Origin of the sequence: Buttiauxella agrestis ATCC 33320 (assembly GCF_000735355.1) — a bacterium.
Taxonomy (GTDB): Bacteria; Pseudomonadota; Gammaproteobacteria; order Enterobacterales; family Enterobacteriaceae; genus Buttiauxella; species Buttiauxella agrestis.
The window spans coordinates 95595-115458 of sequence record NZ_JMPI01000006.1 but is presented as its reverse complement, the minus strand read 5'-3'; the positions used below and the strand labels follow the sequence as shown (position 1 = coordinate 115458).

The window sequence follows — 19864 nt, the reverse complement described above, 5'->3', positions numbered from 1 at the left end:
ATATTATTTATGACTCTCCCTCACTGCCCGAAATGCAATTCCGAGTACACCTACGAAGACAACGGCATGTTTATTTGTCCGGAATGTGCCCATGAATGGAATGATGCCGAACCTGCGCAAGACAGCGACCAACTGATTGTTAAAGATGCCAACGGTAATCTGCTGGCTGACGGCGATAACGTCACCGTAGTGAAAGATTTGAAGGTTAAAGGCAGCTCTTCAATGTTGAAGATTGGTACTAAAGTCAAAGGGATCCGTCTGGTTGAAGGCGACCATAACATTGATTGCAAGATTGATGGTTTTGGCCCGATGAAGCTGAAGTCTGAGTTCGTTAAAAAGAACTAACTTAGTGTCGGATGACGCTGCGCTTATCCGACCTACGAAGGGTCGTTGTAGGGTAGATAAGCGCAGCGTCATCCACCATTCCCCCTCCCCCCGCCTGGCTAGCCCCGCGCCCCGCATCTAAACTTGTTCTGTCCATAAAATAATCTCTCTCTATGAGGAATTAGACCATGTCTATTGGCCCCTACATCTTTTTTGACGGCACCTGCGAAGAAGCTATCGAGTTCTACAAGCAAGCCGTTGGTGCTGAGTTACTGTTTAAAATGACTTTTGGCGAAATGCCGAAGGATGAAGCAAGCGACACCGCCGAGGGTTGCGGCAGCGGATTTAACTGGCCTGACGATAAAATCATGCATGCCAATGTACGTATTAGCGGCGGCGAAGTGATGATGAGTGACGGCAATATGTGCGCCGATAAAGTGAAACACACGGGTTACGCGCTGAGTCTTACCAGCAAAGATGTCGACGAGGGCAAACGCTGGTTTGATAGCCTCTCTGCCGGAGGCGATATCACCATGCCGTACGGAGAAACCTTCTGGGCGAAAGGCTTTGGCATGTTGACCGATAAATACGGTATTCCGTGGATGGTGAATGTCGAAAAACCGATGTAACCGGTTCGACCTGATGCCAAACGTAGGTCGGATAAGCGCAGCGTCATCCGACAAATCTGGCGAAAATGGTGGATGACGCTAGCGGTACAAACCGGGCACATGGGTAACACTTTTTACCGCGCAATCGCCCAATTAATGGGGATCACGTTTGCCGCATGCTGGTAATCCAGCAATGGGTGCGGAACATAAGGCCCGGTCTGCCACTCCCCGCTTACCGCCGACTGTTGTAGCAACGATTTTCCCCCATTAAGCCGCTCGATAACCGACTGATGCACCATCATTGACGAGCTAACGGGGGCAGGAAGCTGGCGCGGCATAATGCGCAAATAGCGCGTTGGCGGATACCATTCGCAGTGCATCGGGCCAAGCGCATCAGACACCACTTCGCCCCGCGCCAAATGAATACCCAAATCATCGAGCGCATCGTGCATCCACAAATACGCGCCATTAGACAAACAGCGATCTTCATCAGTGCCGCTGTAATAACCGCCCACATCATGATGAATCCCCGGAAACATCACCTGCAAAATACGGTCGCGGTTATCCCACAGCACCGGGGTTAAATCGACGCGCTGTTCATCTATTGCAATCGCCTGTAGCCCGTATTTGACCCGCGAATGCAGCTCTGTACTGTGAAAGCGAAAAATATCGTAACGTTTGTCGTTGAAATATTTAGGAATGCCCATCTGCCCGACGGTTTCCCAGACCGCAACCGCTTCAATGGAAGCCGGGCGCGTAATACAAGTGGGATCAACGCTGTCGCAGAAAAACCCAGGAAGCTCACGCAATACGCTGCCCAAAATACTCGGGCTCATATCCGGCCCATGAGCCAGATATTGCGCCCAGATGGACGAACCAAAACGCCAGGCCTCTTCTTTATTGCGCACGTTTAAATGCAGCCTGTCGCGGTTGAGTAAGCCGCGATCGACGATCATTTCTGCCAGCATTCGCGCGGTATAAGCCCCGTGGCTAAATCCGACAATATAAATCCGGTCGCCAGGCTGCCAGTGGCGGCTAATAAACGTATAGCCGCGAATAATCGGGATGATCAGGCTCGCGCCAAATGCGCCGCCCAGGCTTTTTACCAGGCCGTTATGCGGATCGCCCATGCCATGAATATATTTGGCCACTTGCAGCACATTGCCGCTGTTATCGGTAAGCGTCTTTTCTTGTTCATTTGCCAGTAGCAAACTTTGCTGGTCTACAGCACCTTTTAAATCAACGAATAACTGATAAACATTACTTGCCGCGGCTTCGTCATCCGCTTGTTCTTCAACACCAGGAGCGCTCCATGTGCCATCGGCACAAAAAATAATATTTTTGCTCATTGCTGAATTCCCAAGGCCAGAGGGTATCTGTAAGCAAAGCCAAAAACGAGACGCTAAACAATACGACAAATAGTTGATTAGCCTGATGACTTCCAGGCTGAGACTCACTCTTCATCATATGTACACTTATCCTTAACAAAATCGTCACATTTCATCGGCACCATGAGGCAACTTTTTAAGGAGCCGTGTGATGCAAACTATTATTCGCGTCAACAAACTGAGCAAAACCTTCAACCAGCATCAGGCATTAAATGCTGTTGATTTGGAAGTTAATGAAGGTGAGATGGTCGCTTTGCTGGGACCGTCTGGTTCAGGCAAATCCACTCTCTTACGTCACCTAAGCGGCCTGATTACTTCTGATAAATCAGCCGATTGTCATGTTGAATTGCTTGGCCGCACCGTCCAAAAAGCAGGCCGCCTGGCAAGCGATATCCGCAAGAGTCGTGCTCACACCGGCTACATCTTCCAGCAGTTCAACCTGGTGAATCGCCTGACAGTACTCGAAAACGTGCTGATTGGCGCGCTCGGTGCCACGCCGTTCTGGCGCACCTGTTTTAACTGGTTTACCCGCGAACAAAAGCAACGTGCGTTGCAGGCGCTGACCCGCGTCGGCATGGCGCAATTTGCGTATCAACGCGTCTCCACCCTGTCCGGTGGGCAACAGCAGCGCGTGGCGATTGCCCGGGCGCTGATGCAGCAGGCGAAAGTGATTCTGGCCGATGAACCGATTGCCTCACTCGACCCGGAATCCGCACGCATCGTGATGGAAACGCTGCACGACATTAACCGTCTGGACGGCATCACCGTAGTCGTGACGCTGCATCAGGTGGATTACGCCCTGCGCTATTGCGAACGCATTGTCGCCCTGCGACAGGGTCATGTTTTTTACGACGGAAGCAGCTCGGCGTTCGACAACGAACGGCTGGGAAATCTTTACCGCAGCATAAATCGCGTTGATGCGGTTGCTGCTTAACCACTTTGCTATCTACTTCAAGGAATAGTCAGCCATGAGCTACAAAGCCGTAAAAGCACTCGCCTTTACCAGCCTCCTGAGCGTTAGCGCCCTGTTCAACGCAGCCCATGCGGATGAGCAAGAAAAGTCCCTGAACTTCGGCATTATCTCCACCGAATCCCAGCAAAACCTGAAACCGCAGTGGGAACCGTTCCTGAAGGATATGGAGAAGAAACTGGGCGTGAAAGTGAATGCTTTCTTCGCGCCGGACTACGCCGGGATCATTCAGGGGATGCGTTTTAACAAAGTGGATATCGCCTGGTACGGCAACCTTTCGGCCATGGAAGCGGTGGATCGCGCCAACGGCCAGGTGTTTGCTCAGACGGTCGCGGCAGATGGATCGCCGGGTTACTGGAGCGTGTTGATCGTTAACAAAGACAGCCCAATCAATAATCTGCAGGACATGTTAGCGAAACGTAAAGAGCTGACTTTTGGCAACGGCGACCCTAACTCTACGTCGGGTTATCTGGTCCCTGGATACTACGTTTTCGCCAAAAACAACGCGGCACCGAACGAATTCAAACGCTCAGTGAATGCCAACCACGAAACCAACGCGCTGGCGGTGGCAAATAAACAAGTGGATGTGGCGACCAACAACACTGAAAACCTCGATCGTTTGAAGCAAACCGCCCCTGAGAAATTCAAAGATCTGAAAGTCATCTGGAAATCTCCGTTGATCCCAGGCGATCCGATCGTGTGGCGTAAAAACCTCTCCGAAGCCACCAAAGACAAAATCTATGACTTCTTCATGACTTACGGCAAAACGCCGGAAGAAGCTGCGGTGCTCAAAGGCCTGACCTGGGCGCCGTTCCGCCCATCCAGCGACCTGCAACTGGTGCCAATTCGCCAACTCGCCCTGTTTAAACAGATGCAAGGTGTGAAGGACAACAAAGGGTTAGCCGAGCCGGAAAAAACCACCAAAGTCACTGCCCTGCAAAACCAGCTTAGTGACCTGGATCGTTTGACCGCCGCGCTGTCTGCGATGAGCAACGTGAATAAAGCGGTTCAGTAAATTGTTGGTGGATGACGCTTCGCTTATCCCCCCTACGGCCCAGAGCTTGTAGGTCGGGTAAGCGCAGCGTCACCCGACAGTGTTAAGCAAAACCCAAACACGGAGCACCCCATGCAACAAACCATTCAGGTCGCCGCACCAAAACGTAGCTGGTTCTCGCTACTGAGCTGGGCGATTTTGTTAGCGGTACTCGTTGCCTCCTGGCAAGGCGCGGAAATGGCTCCGCTGACTCTGTTCCGCGATGCGGGCAACATGGCGACCTTCGCCGCCGACTTCTTCCCGCCTGATTTCAGCCAGTGGCAACAATACCTCGGTGAAATGGGCGTCACGCTACAAATCGCCGTCTGGGGCACCGCGCTGTCCATCGTGCTTTCCATTCCCTGCGGCCTGATGTGCGCCGACAATTTAGTGCCATGGTGGATTTACCAGCCGATGCGCCGCCTGATGGACGCCTGCCGCGCCATCAACGAAATGGTGTTCGCCATGCTGTTCGTGGTCGCCGTTGGCCTCGGCCCTTTCGCTGGCGTTTTAGCGCTGTTTATTCACACCACCGGCGTGCTGTCCAAACTGCTTTCTGAAGCGGTGGAAGCTATCGAACCCGGCCCGGTAGAAGGCATTCGCGCCACCGGTGCCAACAAACTTGAAGAAATTATCTACGGCGTGCTGCCGCAGGTGATGCCCCTGCTGATTTCCTACTCGCTGTATCGCTTTGAGTCGAACGTCCGTTCGGCAACGGTGGTTGGCATGGTGGGCGCAGGCGGGATTGGCGTCACACTTTGGGAAGCGATTCGTGGATTCCAGTTCCAGCAAACCTGCGCGCTGATGATTGTCATCATCATCACCGTCAGCCTGTTGGATTTCATGTCGCAACGGTTACGTAAGCATTTCATTTAACGAGGCTTTGTTGAAAATGCACTTATCCAGACATCCGACCAGTTACCCGACGCGTTACCAGGAAATCGCCGCCCTGCTCGAAGTGGAGCTGCGTAAAAACTACCGCTGCGGCGACTACCTGCCCGCCGAAAGCCAACTGGCAGCGCGTTATGAAGTGAATCGCCACACTCTGCGCCGCGCCATCGACCAGTTAGTTGAGAAAGGCTGGGTGCAGCGCCGCCAGGGAATTGGTGTGTTAGTGCTGATGCGCCCGTTCGACTACCCGTTAAATTCGCAAGCCCGCTTTAGCCAGAACCTGCTCGACCAGGGAAGCCACCCCACCAGCGAGCGCTTACTCGCGGTGCTGCGCCCGGCCTCCAATAGTGTGGCAGACGCGCTCGGCGTCACCGAAGGCGAAAACATTATTCACCTGCGCACACTGCGCCGCGTTAACGGTATCGCGGTGTGCCTGATAGACCATTACTTTGCGGAACTCGCCTGGTGGCCCACGCTGCAACAGTTCACCAGCGGTTCGCTGCACGACGTGATTCAGACCCAACTCGGTATCAACCTCACACGCACCCAAACACGCATCAGCGCACGCCGCGCTCAGGCCAAAGAAAGTCGCCTGCTGGAGATCCCGAATATGTCTCCGCTGCTGTGCGTGCGCACTCTCAACCACCATGAAGGTGACGCCTCGCCTGCGGAATACTCCGTCAGCCTGACGCGCGCCGACATGATTGAATTCACCATGGAGCACTAAATGGACGCACCGCATTTTGACACCGCACAGCGCCAGCAGTGGATGGCCGTGCTCGCCCACAGCCTGCCGCAAGAGTTGGCAGCCATTTGGGCAGAACAAAATCTCAACCCTGAATATCAAGTTATCCGCAAGGCCGAAACCGGACTTGCACAAATTCAGGCGCGAATGGGCGCAACCGGGCAACGCTTTTTTGCCGGTGACGCCACGCTCACCCGCGCCGTGGTGCAGCTCGCCAACGGGACTTACGGCTACAGCTACCTATTAGGGCGCGACAAAGCCCACGCCGAACGCTGTGCCGTGATCGACGCGCTAATGCAGGAAAAAGTTCGATTCCAGACTTTACAAGAAACTGTTATTGCGCCTCTGGCCGCCAATCGCGAACAGCGTTTAGCTGCTCGCCGCACCCAAATTAACAGCAGCCGAGTCGACTTCTTCACTCTGGTTCGCGGAGATAACGCATGACCCTGATGACCGCTTTCAACCTGCCCGTGCAGGACGCCCAACAGAGCTTCCGTCGCCTGCTAAAAGCGATGAGCGAGCCGGGCGTAATCGTCGCGCTGCATTCCCTGCAACATGGCTGGAAACCGCTGAATGTCGCCTCCACCAGCGTGCTGCTGACGCTTGCCGATAACGACACTCCGGTGTGGATTAGCGACGCTCTGAGCAATGACGTCACGCTGCAAAATGTCCGATTCCATACAAATGCCCCCATTTCCCTGACGCCTGAGCACGCGCAGTTTGCCGTCGCCGACGCAGAAATCACCGCCGGGCAGTTGAACGCGCTGGCGCAAGGCACCGACGTCGCCCCCGACACCAGCGCGACTTTGATTTTGCAGGTGCCGAGCCTGAGCGGTGGCCGCATGTTGCGCTTAACCGGCGCGGGTATTCGCGAAGAACGCATGATTGCCCCACAACTGCCGGACTGCGTGATCCACGAACTCACCGAACGCCCGCACCCGTTCCCGCTGGGCATCGACCTGATTCTCACCTGCGGCGACCGCCTGCTGGCGATCCCTCGCACCACTCATGTGGAGGTGTGCTGATGTACGTCGCCGTCAAAGGGGGCGAGAAGGCGATTGCCGCCGCCCACCAACTCCAGGAACACAATCGTCGTGGCAACCAAAACCTGGCCGAACTGAGCGTCGCGCAAATCGAGCAACAGCTTGGCCTGGCGGTGGATCGCGTGATGACCGAAGGCGGTATTGCCGACCGGGAACTCGCCGCTCTCGCCATCAAACAGGCCAGCGGCGACATGGTCGAAGCCATCTTTCTGCTGCGCGCTTATCGCACCACGCTGCCGCGCCTGGCGGTGAGCGAGCCGCTGAACACTGCCGAGATGCGCATCGAGCGCCGAATTTCTGCGGTCTACAAAGACGTGCCGGGCGGGCAATTACTCGGCCCAACTTACGATTACACCCACCGTCTGCTGGATTTCACCTTGTTGGCAAACGGCGAAGCGCCACAGCTTAAAACCACGGATGACCACGCCGAACCCGCGCCGCACGTATTCAGCCTGCTGGCAAAACAGGGGCTGGCGAAAGCCGAAGAAGATAACGGCGAAAAACCTGACGATATCACCCGCCAGCCGCCGGTTTACCCGTGTTCACGTTCCTCGCGCCTGCAACAACTGGTGCGCGGCGACGAAGGCTATTTGCTGGCCCTCGCCTATTCCACGCAGCGCGGCTACGGACGCAATCACCCGTTTGCGGCAGAGATTCGCAGTGGCTATGTCGATATGGAAATTGTGCCGGAAGAGCTGGGTTTTGCACTTAACGTCGGCGAACTGCTGATTACCGAGTGCGAAATGGTCAATGGTTTTGTCGCCCCCGAAAATGAAGACCCGCACTTCACGCGCGGCTACGGGCTGGTGTTCGGCATGAGCGAACGCAAAGCGATGGCGATGGCGCTGGTTGACCGCGCGCTGCAAGCGCCGGACTACGATGAAACGGTAGCAGGCCCGGCGCAGGACGAAGAGTTCGTGCTGGCCCACGCTGATAACGTCGAAGCCGCCGGGTTTGTCTCGCACCTGAAACTGCCGCACTACGTCGATTTCCAGGCCGAACTGGAACTGCTCAAACGTCTGCAAAAGGAACGTCATCGTGACTAAGGCACTCTCCGGCTACAACTTTGCTTATCTGGATGAGCAAACCAAACGCACCCTGCGCCGCGCCATTCTCAAAGCGGTCGCCATTCCGGGTTATCAGGTGCCGTTTGGCGGGCGAGAAATGCCGATGCCCTATGGCTGGGGAACCGGCGGCATCCAGATCACTGCCAGCGTGATCGGCGAAAACGACGTGCTGAAGGTGATTGACCAGGGCGCAGACGACACCACCAACGCCGTGTCGATTCGCAACTTCTTCAAGCGCGTCACCAACGTGGCGACTACCGAATCCACCGCCGACGCCACGCTGATTCAGACGCGCCACCGCATCCCGGAAACGCCACTTCGTGAGGACCAGATCCTGATTTACCAGGTGCCAATCCCTGAGCCGCTGCGCTTTATCGAGCCGCGCGAAACCGAAACCCGCACCATGCACGCGCTGGAAGAATACGGCGTGATGCAGGTGAAACTGTACGAAGACATCGCCCGTTTCGGCCATATCGCCACTACTTACGCCTACCCGGTGAAAGTGAACGAACGCTACGTGATGGACCCGTCGCCAATCCCGAAATTCGACAACCCGAAAATGGACATGATGCCCGCGCTACAACTGTTCGGTGCCGGGCGTGAAAAACGCATCTACGCGGTGCCGCCGTTCACCCGCGTCGAAAGCCTCGATTTTGACGACCATCCGTTTACCGTCCAGGCGTGGGAAGAGCCTTGCGCGATTTGCGGCTCGCACCACAGCTACCTTGACGAAGTGGTGCTCGACGATGCGGGCAACCGCATGTTCGTCTGCTCCGATACCGATTTCTGCCGCCAGAACAGCGAGGCCGCAAGCAAATGACTCAACCCTTACTTTCGGTCAATAACCTGACCCACCTGTACGCGCCGGGCAAAGGCTTCAGCGATGTGTCATTCGAGCTTTATCCTGGCGAAGTGCTGGGGATAGTCGGCGAATCTGGTTCCGGTAAAACCACGCTGCTGAAATCCATTTCCGCACGCCTCGCCCCACAGAATGGTGAAGTGGTGTACCTCGACTCTTCTTTATATGACATGAGCGAAGGCGAGCGCCGCCGCCTGCTGCGCACCGAATGGGGCGTGGTGCACCAACACGCGATGGACGGCCTGCGCCGCCATGTTTCCGCGGGCGGCAACATCGGCGAGCGTTTAATGGCAACCGGTGCGCGTCACTACGGTGACATTCGTGCCACCGCCGAGCGCTGGTTAGAAGAGGTGGAAATCCCGGCTTCGCGCATCGACGACCTGCCAACCACCTTTTCCGGCGGGATGCAGCAACGTCTGCAAATTGCCCGCAATCTGGTGACGCACCCGAAACTGGTGTTTATGGACGAGCCAACCGGCGGGCTGGATGTTTCGGTGCAGGCGCGTTTGCTCGACCTGCTGCGCGGCCTGGTGCGTGAACTCAACCTGGCGGTAGTGATTGTCACCCACGATTTGGGCGTGGCGCGTTTGCTGGCCGACCGCCTGCTGGTGATGAAACAGGGGCAAGTGGTGGAAAGCGGCCTGACCGACCGTGTGCTGGACGACCCGCACCATCCGTATACCCAGTTGTTGGTGTCATCGGTGTTGCAGAACTGACATTTGTCGGATGACGACGCTGACGCGTCTTATCCGACCTACGAACAACGAACCTGTAGGTCGGATAAGGCGAAGCCGTCATCCGACGTCATGGCATACGTTTTAAGGAACCAACATGTACAGATTACGGGTTGAAAACCTCAGCAAAACCTTTGTGTTACACCATCAACACGGCATCCGTTTGCCGGTGCTGGCGAATGCCTCTCTGGAAGTGGAATCGGGCGAATGTGTGGTGCTGCACGGCCATTCCGGCAGCGGAAAATCCACTTTGTTGCGCTCGCTGTACGCCAACTATTTGCCTGACCAGGGCCATATCTGGGTCAAACATAACGACGAGTGGCTCGATATTGTGCAGGCTCCGGCGCGTGACGTGCTGGCGGTGCGCCGCCAGACCATCGGCTGGGTGAGCCAGTTTTTGCGTGTCATCCCGCGAATTTCAGCGCTTGAAGTCGTGATGCAGCCGCTGCTGGATTTGGGCGTCTCGCGTGACGTCTGTGAAGACAAAGCGTCCATGCTGCTGACGCGCCTGAATGTGCCGGAGCGCCTGTGGAACCTGGCTCCATCAACGTTTTCCGGCGGCGAACAGCAACGCGTAAACATCGCCCGTGGCTTTATCGTCGACTACCCGATTTTGCTGCTTGATGAACCGACGGCCTCGCTGGATGCGAAAAACAGCGCCGCCGTGGTGGATTTGATACTGGAAGCCAAAGCGCGCGGCGCGGCAGTGGTCGGGATTTTCCACGATGAAAGCGTGCGCAACCAGGTCGCAGATCGTTTACACAATATGGCAACCGTTGAGGCCAAAAATGATCATTAATAACGTCAAGCTGGTGCTGGAAAATGAAGTGGTTAACGGCTCGCTGGAAGTGGCCGACGGTGTGATTCGTAATTTTGCCGACAGCCCAAGCCAGTTGCCGCAGGCGCAAGATGGCGAAGGTGGCTGGCTGCTGCCGGGGCTTATCGAGCTGCATACTGATAACCTCGACAAATTCTTTACCCCACGCCCAAAAGTCGACTGGCCCGCGCATTCGGCGATGAGCAGCCACGATGCTTTAATGGTGGCGAGCGGGATCACGACCGTGCTGGATGCCGTCGCCCTTGGCGATGTGCGCGACGGCGGCGACCGCCTGGAAAACTTAGAGAAAATGATCAACGCGGTGATGGACAGCCAGGCGCGTGGCGTGAACCGCGCCGAGCACCGCCTGCATCTGCGCTGCGAACTACCGCACCACACCACGCTGCCGCTGTTCCAGCAGTTGATCGACCGTGGCGGCGTGTCGCTGGTGTCGTTGATGGACCATTCACCAGGCCAGCGTCAGTTCTCTAATCTGGTGAAGTATCGCGAATATTATCAGGGAAAATATCAGCTTAACGACGCCGACATGGACCACTATGAAGCGGAACAGCTGGCGCTGGCTGATCGCTGGTCGCAACCCAACCGCCTGGCGATTGCCACTGAATGCCGCGCACGCAATATTGCGCTCGCCAGTCACGACGACGCCACCCGTGCGCACGTCGCAGAATCTCATGAACTGGGCAGCGTCATCGCCGAGTTCCCGACCACGCTGGAAGCCGCACAGGCGTCGCGCCAGCATGGTTTGAGCGTATTAATGGGCGCACCGAATATCGTGCGCGGCGGGTCGCATTCCGGCAACGTGGCGGCACATGAACTCGCACAAGTTGGCCTGCTGGATATTCTCTCCTCCGACTATTATCCGGCGAGTTTGCTGGATGCCGCGTTCCGGGTCGCTTTTGAAGAAACCAACCCTTTCACCCTGCCACAAGCCGTAGCACTGGTGACACGCAACCCGGCCAAAGCGCTGAACCTGGACGATCGCGGAGTGCTCGCAGAAGGCAAACGTGCCGATATGGTACTGGCACATCAACATGGCGATCACATTCACGTCGGCCACGTCTGGCGTCAGGGAGTACGGGTGTTCTGATGAACAAAATAGTCTGGTTGATGGGGCCGTCAGGCTCCGGGAAAGACAGCCTGCTCGGCGCGCTGCGCCAGCAGGAGAATAATCAACTGCTGGTGGCGCACCGATATATCACCCGCGCCGCCGACGCTGGCTGTGAAAATCATATCGCCTTGAGTGAAAAGGAGTTTACTCAGCGCCAGCGCCAGGGCTTGTTTGCCCTGTGCTGGCAGGCGCATCACCAACGTTACGGCGTGGGCATCGAGCTGGATATCTGGCTCGATTCCGGGTTCGACGTGGTGGTGAACGGTTCGCGCCAGCATCTGTCCCAGGCGCGGGCGCGTTACGGCAAAGCGTTAGTGCCCATTTGCCTGCATGTTTCGACGGACGTGTTGCGCCAGCGCCTTGAAGCTCGCGGGCGCGAAACCGCGCTGCAAATCGAGCAGCGCCTGCAACGTGCGGCACTTTACGCCCCGAATTTGGACGAGTGCTTGATACTGAATAACGACGATAGTCTTGATGAATCTGTCTCGTCGTTTATACATTTGATCTATTGAGCTGCTTTAATGTCGGATGACGCTACGCTTATCCGACCTACAAGTGCATGATTTTGTAGGGTGGATAAGCGTAGCGTCATCCACCAAATTCACAAGGAAACGCGCCATGCTTGAATTACGCCGCGCCACACTCGCCGATAGCGATGCCGTTTACGCTTTGATTTGTGAGCTAAAACAGGCGGAGTTTAACCGCCAGGCATTTAACGTGGGTTTCGCAGCCAACCTCGACGATCGCAACTTATGCTACCAACTTGCGTTACTTAACGGTGCTGTTGTCGGCATGATCAGTTTGCATATGCAATTTCACCTGCATCATGTGAACTGGGTGGGTGAAATCCAGGAGCTGGTGGTGATGCCCGCCGCACGCGGCCACGGCGTGGGCAGCAAACTGTTAGCCTGGGCAGAAGAACAGGCGCGGATTGCAGGCGCGGAACTCACCGAGCTTTCCACCAGCGCCAAACGCCTCGACGCGCACCGTTTCTACCAGCGCGAAGGCTATCAAAATACCCATTTCCGCTTTACTAAACCGGTGGAGAGTTTGAGTGAGCCTGACGTTAACCCTTAGCGGAACCGGCGGTGCGCAACTGGTGCCCGCTTTCGGCTGTTCTTGCGCGGCCTGCGAGCGCGCGCGCAATCATCCACACTATCGCCGCAAGCCTTGTAGCGCAGTCGTGAAGTTTAACGACGCGGTCACGCTGCTGGATGCGGGCATTCCCGATTTAATGGACCACTGGCTGCCTGGAGAATTTCAGCAGTTTTTGCTCACCCATTACCATATGGACCACGTTCAGGGCTTGTTCCCGCTACGTTGGGGCGTGGGCGATAAAATCCCGGTTTACGGCCCACCGGATGAGCAAGGCTGCGACGATCTGTTTAAACATCCTGGAATTCTCGATTTCAGCCACACGCTGGAACCGTTTGTCGGGTTTACGCTGCAGGCGCTGCGCATAACCCCTCTGCCGCTCAACCATTCAAAACTCACTTTTGGTTATCTGTTTGAAACTCCGCACAGCCGTGTGGCGTGGCTATGCGACACCGCTGGCCTGCCGGAAAAAACGCTGAAGTTTCTGGCGAACAATAAACCGCAGGTGATTGTGATTGATTGCAGCCACGAACCGCGTGCCGAAACACCGAAAAACCATTGCGATTTCAATACGGTTATCGAGTTGAATAAACACATGGGTTGCCCGCGCGTGATCCTCACACACATCAGCCATCAATTTGATTGCTGGCTGATGGACAATGCGTTGCCGCAAGGGTTTGAAGCCGGGTTTGACGGGATGGTTATTCGGGTGGATTAGTGTTTTTGTCGGATGACGCCTGCGGCTTATCCGACCTACGATTTGCGATTTGCGATTTGCGATTTTGTAGGGTGGATAAGCCGTAGGCGTCATCCACCGGCTTTTCGTTCTCCGGCTTGAAAATCTTCGACTTTCCCCGCCCAATCCGCTGGATAAAGCCCATTTCTGACATCACGGTGAAAAGACGAATACGGCCACTCAATGGCTGATTTCACTAATCCATGCTTAACCGGGTTGATATACACGTAATCGACATGCGCCTGATAATCCCGCTCATCCCGAATGCTGTGCTCCCAAAAACGTTTTTGCCTTTCGAATGGATTGCCTTAACTCAACAATCTTTCTGGTGAGCAAATCGGATTGACGGTCATGCAGGTTTACAGTGAAGAACCATGTTCCACCCGCAACACGCATACGGCGGTAATTCGACATTGAAGCATCCTTGTTTGTTGTCGTATGACGCTTCGCTTATCCGACCTACGAAGCTACCAGAAGAACATATCACCAGGGTATCCGGTTTTTTATTCCCTTACCAAAAACCGGAAACCCCCTCGCAAACTTAGCGGAAATTAATATCTCTGTCGCTCGTCATGCCATACAGCTCAAACTTGCGTCCCAGCATCTGCCCACCGTCGCGAGTTAAAGGCGTCCAGCTTACCTGCGCGCGGCTGCGGGTTGGCGATGAAGAGAAGATATCCAGCGGCACATTGACGTAGAAACCTTTGGTGAAATCCCCTTCCCCGTACTCTTCTTTCGAGACGTTAGTGATCGTCGCGTAGGTGCCGACCACCACGCCGCTGTCGAAGCGTTTCGAGATTTCCAGCGTGCCGCCTTTATCTTTCGCCAGATACTGGCCGATGCTGAGTTTAACCAGCACATCGTCCGCAAACGGTGGCGTCCAGTAACCGGTGATATGCCCGGTTGGTGCGCTGTAATCGGTGAACTTCATCATGTCCAGCGAGCTGGTCCAGTCACGCTGTTTGACGTAGTTGGCGTTGGCACCAATCGCCCAGTTGCTATCGACCGGGCGGTACAACACTTCCGCGCCCACGCCGCCGTACATGGTTTCGAGATAGCCGCCGTAAACCTGCCCGTACCAACTGTTGCCCAGGTACTGGAAGTAGTTGGCTTGCAGGTTATTGACGTAAACATCATTTTCAACGTAGTCGCGAACGTGGGTACGCACACGCGGCAGCGTCGAGTCGTTCGGCGGATTGGTGTAATTAAATTTGTCGTAGTTATTGGCGATGTTAGCAAACAGGCTGCCGGTGGTGAGCAAGTGGTCCGTGACCCACCAGTCGGCGGTTCCCATCACGCCAACCTGATACATATAGAAGCTTTCCGGCCCGCCAACCGACTGGTTGAGCACCGGGTTTATCGCGAAATTCACCTTTGATTTGTCGATGAAATACCCTTGCTCGGTTTTCTCAGGGATCACCGGCTCGACGCGTTTTTGCACCAGTTGTGTTTCATGCCCCAGCGGCTCGCCTTGCAGATGGTTTTGCAGGCTGGCGACATCCGTTTCCGTCGTCACCTGCGGCATATTCAGGCGCGTTTCGGTGATGCGGAGGGTGCGAATATTTTCCGGCAGGTCGTTCATGATAATGCGGTTGGCGCGTTCAATACCTTCGCGGGAATCACGGTATTTCACCTGCTCGCCGGTTACATACAGCGTATCGCCTTTGACCTGGATATTCGGGTTGGCCAGCCCCGCGTTGTATTTAAGCTGTGTGAGCTGATTGGCGACCACCGTCGGCTGGAGAATTTCATCTTGCGGTTGCGGCTGGTATTGCGGGCGACGATTGTCGTTATAGCCCGGTCGCAAATCGTTGAAGTTGGTCCGCAACGTCACGCCAAACATGAAGGTGTTGCCGCGTTCGTAGCTGACGTTAACGTCGGCCCAATCGGCGACACGGTAGATAGCGCCGACGTTAACGTTGCTACGCTGCTCGAGTTTCCCGGCAAAATCCTGGGTGTAATTATTGCCTTCATATTCCACTTTCAGGCGCAGCGGTTGCCACGGCGTCTGGTATTCAATGCCGCCAAACAGAGACGCCGGGCCGTGGAACATGCCGCTAAAGTTGAACGAACCCGCCTGATTGTAGCTGTTATCACGATAGCAATAACCGTCGCTGACTTCGCAGAATGGGTTTTTCACGTTACCACTGGTGCCCATGTAGCCCCAGCCCATTCCGAGTGTGAAATCGAACGGCCCCCAGGCTTTGCTCGCCACAATATATTCACTGTCGAACAACCCGGTACCGCCTAAATCGCGCACGCCGACCGCCACTTGCGGCAGGTAATATCCCTCTTCCCAGAGGCGTACTTTCATGTCGAACGCTTTGTCTTTGTAGGTTTGATTACCCGAGAAAGCCTCGACGCTGCTGTATTGTTTGGTACGCACGTCGGTGTAGCGCAGCGTGGTTTCAAGCCACGGGAAAAGCTGCACCGAAGCCGAGTAAAAGCGGTATTGGTCGTTATCGCGGTAGTTAAGGCTGAATTCGCCCTCACGCGCCATGCGTGCCGTTGGGGTTTGTAGCAAACCGACGCCGCCGAAATCCGATTGTGACGGGCCAACAGGTGCCGGAAAAGTTTCGGCATGGCAGGCCGCGGAGACCGCCAGCGCCAGCAAGCTGTAGAGCGTTTTATTCTTCATCAATCCGGTCTCCGATGGGTCAGAGAGTTGAGGATTTGCTGATTCAGGCTGTTGAAATCAGAGTTAAAAAGTCGGTCGCTGAAACCGACAAACAGGATGCTGCCGGGAGTGAGTTCCACATGGCGTTTATTCCAGTACGCGACCGGCGCTTTTTGCGTTTTGCCGTCCGGGTAAATCACCCACGCATAGCTGCGGTCAGCCCCGCTGAGTTTGTCGATGCCATCCAGATATTCATCGGCACTGCGCCCGGCTACAAACGGCTTCTCGCCCGGCGAGCTGACCAAACCCATCAGCGTGATGGTGGTCGGCTGTGCGCCGGTCCACAGGCTGTATTCGCCCTGAAGTGGGACGTTGGCACGCGGGCGAACGCGCACCCAGTCAGGATCGAGGTCAACAAACTGCCGTCCGGTGACGTGTATGGCCTGCATCTGCTGGCGCATGCCGTTGATAGCTGCGGCGTCGTCGCCGTCTTCCTGCGCGGCAAATTCGCTTAGTTGAGCGAGTAATTTCTGGTGATTTTGTTCAGCCACCGCCGTTGCCTGGCGTTCGCTGATGACGGCACCCGGCCACCAGGCGTTTGCCAGCGCAGGTTGTGTAACTAAATCAGCCAGTCTTTCTACGTTTTTAATGGTTTGATTTTGTGGGTAAATCGTCACATTTCCGGCAGCGTAAGCATTGAATACCAGGGTGGATAAGCAAAGCGCCATCCACCCTTTCGCGCAAACCCGTCGGATGACGCTGCGCTTATCCGACCTACGTTTTATTTTCATTCTTTCGCCGCCTTCAACAGGATCGTGTTAACAGGCCAATAATCGGGGCCAAGATATTGTTTTGACTGGCGGATATGACCTTCGCTGTCTACCCAGAAGCGGTTATGCCAGGTTTTGCCGTCGGCAGTAATTTCTTCGTCGAGCACGCGAACCGGCGTGGTACTCATCGCCACTTTTAGCGTGTCGGTACCGTCCCAGGTGAAGGTCGAACGCGCCGTCGCCATGCGCACCTGTTGGCGTTCAGTCCAGGCCATTTGCCGCGTCCAGCTTGCGCCATCAATAATCTGATTCGGGTTGGTTAGCGGGTCGTTTGCCAGGTTAGTGACCTGCTGGAGGTTGTCGCCAAGCCCGGTGGTTTTCACGATGCGGCTATGTTCGGTGACGATCATCGAGCGGTCTTGCGTCACCCATTTTTGTTGGCCGTTTTCGTCAAAGGCCAGCACCACAAAAATTTGCGGGCCGTTATTGATGCGCATGTACTGGCTGGCGTAGCGCATATTTTGAATTTCATCATGAGTTAGCTGTATGCCGTCATCCCCCACCATGCTGTGCCAGAGCGAGGAGCCAAGGCCTTTGGTGGTGTCGGAACATGCCTGAAGTAACAGGCAAGAAAGAAGAATTACGAGTCGCTGCACGAGGTTTCCCCGGAGTCGAAATAACCACACCGAAGTGTGGTTAGAGTTAAATCACCCGCGAAATTAACGGGTGCTGGTCGTGGTGGTGGTGGTGGTCCCGGTATTGGAACCATCACCGCCACCGGTTGCAGCAAGTGCTACACCCACTGCCGACCCGACAGTGCTGGCGCTGGTCGCAGTAGAACTCCCTGCGGACACATTCGTTGCTTGTGCGCCAGCTGCTTCACCCACAGAAACAGGGTCAGCATTTGCCGCGCCAGCCGCTGCCAGCGTGAATATGGCGAAAGCGCCATAAAGAACTTTTTTCATAACAATTTCCCTTCATTGAATGAATGGAGGTTGCCCAAAAGAATTTCAGGCGCTTTCGAGTATACACAACAAGTAATAGCGACAGACCGCAGCGGGGAATAAGGAACGAGCTTTAAGATAAATGGAAATATAACAATATTGGCAATATCGTCATTTAATTTAGATGATAAAAAACAGACAGTTAAAATACAATCAAGAGGAAATACAATCTACTTAATCCGAAAGTAAACCCGTAAAACTATCAGGTTATAGGTGTTTTTAGGATTAACCTCACGCCGGGGAATTAAGCTATTTACGGGGCAAGGGGAATTATCTTATTTAAATAAATAAGCCGACCATAAGGCCGGCTTATATTTAATTCCAGACGCTAATTATGCACGCCAGGATTTATAACGGTTGATTAAACCATTTGTAGAACTGTCGTGGCTGTTGATTTCAGCCGCATCGCCCAGCTCAGGCAGAATACGGTTAGCCAGTTGCTTACCTAATTCCACGCCCCACTGGTCGAAAGTGAAGATGTTCAAAATCGCGCCCTGGGTGAAGATCTTGTGCTCATACAGCGCAATCAGTGCGCCGAGGCTGAACGGAGTGATTTCACGCAGCAGGATGGAGTTAGTTGGGCGGTTGCCTTCGAATACTTTGAACGGCACAACGTGTTCCAGAGTTTTTGGATCTTTACCCTGGTCAGCATATTCCTGCTCAACTACATCGCGTGCTTTACCAAATGCCAGCGCTTCTGTCTGAGCAAAGAAGTTAGACAGCAGTTTAGGATGGTGGTCAGAAAGCGGGTTGTGGCTGGTCGCAGGCGCGATGAAGTCACAAGGAACCATTTTGGTACCCTGGTGAATCAGCTGGTAGAACGCATGCTGACCGTTAGTGCCAGGCTCGCCCCAGATGATTGGGCCAGTCTGGTAATCCACCGCGTTGCCGTTACGGTCAACGTATTTGCCGTTGGATTCCATGTTGCCCTGCTGGAAGTAAGCAGCAAAACGGTGCATGTACTGGTCGTATGGCAGAATCGCTTCGGTTTCTGCGCCGAAGAAGTTGTTGTACCAGATACCAATCAGCGCCAGCAGCACAGGCAGGTTCTGTTCTGCCGGAGTGTTAGCAAAATGCTTATCCATAGCGTGTGCGCCGGACAGCAATTCAACAAAGTTTTCGTAGCCGACTGACAGGATGATAGACAGACCAATCGCGGACCACAGGGAGTAACGGCCACCGACCCAATCCCAGAATTCAAACATGTTGGCGGTGTCGATACCGAACTCGCCAACCGCTTTCGCGTTGGTAGACAGCGCCGCAAAGTGTTTCGCAACGTGTTTGTTATCGCCAGCGGTTGCAAGGAACCAGTCGCGCGCGCTGTGGGCGTTGGTCATGGTTTCTTGCGTGGTGAAGGTTTTAGAGGCAACCAGGAACAGCGTGGTTTCCGGGTCAACATTCTTCAGCACTTCGGCAATGTGGGTGCCGTCAACGTTAGACACGAAATGCATATTGAGGTGGTTTTTGTATGGACGCAGCGCTTCGGTCACCATGAATGGGCCGAGGTCTGAACCGCCGATACCGATGTTCACCACGTCAGTAATCGCTTTGCCGGTGTAGCCTTTCCAGTTGCCGCTGATAATGCTTTCAGAGAAGGTTTTCATCTTCTCAAGCACCGCGTTCACTTCTGGCATGACGTCTTTGCCATCAACGATGATTGGCGTGTTGCTGCGGTTACGCAGTGCAACGTGCAGCACAGCACGGTCTTCAGTGCGGTTAATTTTCTCGCCAGAGAACATGGACTTGATTGCGCCCTGCAAATCCGTCTCTTTTGCCAACGCTTGCAGCTTGGTCAGGGTTTCTTCAGTGATGCGGTTTTTGGAGTAATCCACCAGCATTAAATCGTCGAAAGTAGCGGAGAACTTGCCAAAACGATCAGCATCCTGCGCGAACAGCTCAGCGATTGTGACGTCTTTCATTTCGTCAAAATGCGCCTGCAAGGCCTGCCATGCAGCGGTCTGCGTTGGGTTGATATTTTTCATAGCGTTACCCTTTTGATTTGAGAACTGTGACTGCGGTCAATTGTATATCCAC

At 54.8% G+C, this 19864-nt stretch carries 22 protein-coding genes and 1 pseudogene; 16 read left to right on the top strand and 7 right to left on the bottom strand.

What is annotated here, in order from left to right; translation table 11 throughout:
* Nucleotides 1–9: 9 nt before the first annotated feature.
* Both GBAG_RS01130 and yjdN read left to right on the top strand, forming a co-directional pair.
* Complete coding sequence (locus tag GBAG_RS01130; RefSeq protein ID WP_034492586.1) at nt 10–345, top strand: zinc ribbon domain-containing protein YjdM; 336 nt, start codon at nt 10–12, stop codon at nt 343–345.
* A gap of 167 nt (nt 346–512) precedes the next feature.
* Nucleotides 513–953: a VOC family metalloprotein YjdN gene (gene yjdN / locus GBAG_RS01125; RefSeq protein ID WP_034492584.1), complete on the top strand. Its 441-nt coding sequence runs from the start codon at nt 513–515 to the stop codon at nt 951–953.
* Between the two features lie 113 nt (nt 954–1066).
* On the opposite strand, the gene GBAG_RS01120 is transcribed toward yjdN, so the two are convergent.
* Nucleotides 1067–2281, bottom strand: a complete 1215-nt coding sequence (locus GBAG_RS01120; protein WP_051873610.1) for a phospholipase effector Tle1 domain-containing protein — start codon at nt 2279–2281, stop codon at nt 1067–1069.
* A 190-nt stretch (nt 2282–2471) separates the two neighbouring features.
* Here GBAG_RS01120 and phnC point away from each other — a divergent pair, with 190 nt between their 5' ends.
* The 14 genes from phnC (at nt 2472) to phnP (ending at nt 13421) form a co-directional block, all read left to right on the top strand.
* Entirely contained in the window at nt 2472–3254 is a 783-nt protein-coding gene (gene phnC / locus GBAG_RS01115) for a phosphonate ABC transporter ATP-binding protein (protein WP_034492581.1), read from the top strand.
* Nucleotides 3255–3288: 34 nt separating this feature from the next.
* The gene (gene phnD / locus GBAG_RS01110; protein ID WP_034492578.1) at nt 3289–4305 is read left to right on the top strand and encodes a phosphonate ABC transporter substrate-binding protein; all 1017 of its coding nucleotides are present in this window, start codon (nt 3289–3291) and stop codon (nt 4303–4305) included.
* 111 nt (nt 4306–4416) lie between these two features.
* Nucleotides 4417–5199 carry a phosphonate ABC transporter, permease protein PhnE gene (phnE, locus tag GBAG_RS01105; RefSeq protein ID WP_034492575.1) on the top strand — a complete coding sequence of 261 codons (783 nt, stop codon included), beginning with the start codon at nt 4417–4419 and terminating at the stop codon, nt 5197–5199.
* Between the two features lie 16 nt (nt 5200–5215).
* Nucleotides 5216–5941 (top strand): phosphonate metabolism transcriptional regulator PhnF, encoded by a 726-nt coding sequence (gene phnF / locus GBAG_RS01100; protein ID WP_034492573.1) that lies wholly within the window; start codon nt 5216–5218, stop codon nt 5939–5941.
* Nucleotides 5942–6403 carry a phosphonate C-P lyase system protein PhnG gene (gene phnG / locus GBAG_RS01095; RefSeq protein ID WP_034492571.1) on the top strand — a complete coding sequence of 154 codons (462 nt, stop codon included), beginning with the start codon at nt 5942–5944 and terminating at the stop codon, nt 6401–6403.
* Complete coding sequence (phnH, locus tag GBAG_RS01090) at nt 6400–6984, top strand: phosphonate C-P lyase system protein PhnH (RefSeq protein ID WP_034492569.1); 585 nt, start codon at nt 6400–6402, stop codon at nt 6982–6984. The genes phnG and phnH overlap by 4 nt, the downstream gene beginning before the upstream one ends.
* The gene (locus GBAG_RS01085) at nt 6984–8048 is read left to right on the top strand and encodes a carbon-phosphorus lyase complex subunit (protein ID WP_034492567.1); all 1065 of its coding nucleotides are present in this window, start codon (nt 6984–6986) and stop codon (nt 8046–8048) included. The genes phnH and GBAG_RS01085 overlap by 1 nt, the downstream gene beginning before the upstream one ends.
* Entirely contained in the window at nt 8041–8889 is an 849-nt protein-coding gene (locus tag GBAG_RS01080; RefSeq protein WP_034492565.1) for an alpha-D-ribose 1-methylphosphonate 5-phosphate C-P-lyase PhnJ, read from the top strand. Before GBAG_RS01085 ends, GBAG_RS01080 begins: the two co-directional genes overlap by 8 nt.
* A complete protein-coding gene (gene phnK / locus GBAG_RS01075; protein ID WP_034492562.1) occupies nt 8886–9644 on the top strand; it encodes a phosphonate C-P lyase system protein PhnK in 759 nt (252 codons plus the stop codon). Before GBAG_RS01080 ends, phnK begins: the two co-directional genes overlap by 4 nt.
* 115 nt (nt 9645–9759) lie before the next feature.
* Nucleotides 9760–10461: a phosphonate C-P lyase system protein PhnL gene (gene phnL, locus GBAG_RS01070; RefSeq protein ID WP_034492559.1), complete on the top strand. Its 702-nt coding sequence runs from the start codon at nt 9760–9762 to the stop codon at nt 10459–10461.
* The gene (gene phnM, locus GBAG_RS01065; protein ID WP_034492556.1) at nt 10451–11587 is read left to right on the top strand and encodes an alpha-D-ribose 1-methylphosphonate 5-triphosphate diphosphatase; all 1137 of its coding nucleotides are present in this window, start codon (nt 10451–10453) and stop codon (nt 11585–11587) included. The genes phnL and phnM overlap by 11 nt, the downstream gene beginning before the upstream one ends.
* Complete coding sequence (phnN, locus tag GBAG_RS01060; protein WP_034492553.1) at nt 11587–12120, top strand: ribose 1,5-bisphosphokinase; 534 nt, start codon at nt 11587–11589, stop codon at nt 12118–12120. The genes phnM and phnN overlap by 1 nt, the downstream gene beginning before the upstream one ends.
* Before the next feature lie 106 nt (nt 12121–12226).
* The gene (gene phnO / locus GBAG_RS01055; protein WP_034492551.1) at nt 12227–12685 is read left to right on the top strand and encodes an aminoalkylphosphonate N-acetyltransferase; all 459 of its coding nucleotides are present in this window, start codon (nt 12227–12229) and stop codon (nt 12683–12685) included.
* On the top strand, nt 12663–13421 hold the full coding sequence (gene phnP, locus GBAG_RS01050; protein WP_034492549.1) for a phosphonate metabolism protein PhnP: 759 nt from the start codon (nt 12663–12665) through the stop codon (nt 13419–13421). Before phnO ends, phnP begins: the two co-directional genes overlap by 23 nt.
* 89 nt (nt 13422–13510) lie before the next feature.
* Here the strand turns inward: phnP and GBAG_RS22890 are convergent.
* The 6 genes and pseudogenes from GBAG_RS22890 to pgi form a co-directional block, all read right to left on the bottom strand.
* Nucleotides 13511–13853: pseudogene (locus GBAG_RS22890) on the bottom strand (transposase).
* Nucleotides 13854–13980: 127 nt separating this feature from the next.
* Complete coding sequence (locus GBAG_RS01045) at nt 13981–16077, bottom strand: YjbH domain-containing protein (protein WP_034492546.1); 2097 nt, start codon at nt 16075–16077, stop codon at nt 13981–13983.
* Nucleotides 16077–16784 carry a capsule biosynthesis GfcC family protein gene (locus GBAG_RS01040; protein ID WP_034492544.1) on the bottom strand — a complete coding sequence of 236 codons (708 nt, stop codon included), beginning with the start codon at nt 16782–16784 and terminating at the stop codon, nt 16077–16079. Before GBAG_RS01040 ends, GBAG_RS01045 begins: the two co-directional genes overlap by 1 nt.
* A 59-nt stretch (nt 16785–16843) precedes the next feature.
* Nucleotides 16844–17482 carry a YjbF family lipoprotein gene (locus GBAG_RS01035; RefSeq protein WP_034492542.1) on the bottom strand — a complete coding sequence of 213 codons (639 nt, stop codon included), beginning with the start codon at nt 17480–17482 and terminating at the stop codon, nt 16844–16846.
* A gap of 63 nt (nt 17483–17545) precedes the next feature.
* A complete protein-coding gene (yjbE, locus tag GBAG_RS01030) occupies nt 17546–17791 on the bottom strand; it encodes an exopolysaccharide production protein YjbE (RefSeq protein WP_034492540.1) in 246 nt (81 codons plus the stop codon).
* A gap of 371 nt (nt 17792–18162) precedes the next feature.
* A complete protein-coding gene (gene pgi, locus GBAG_RS01025; RefSeq protein ID WP_034492539.1) occupies nt 18163–19812 on the bottom strand; it encodes a glucose-6-phosphate isomerase in 1650 nt (549 codons plus the stop codon).
* Between the last annotated feature and the right edge of the window lie 52 nt (nt 19813–19864).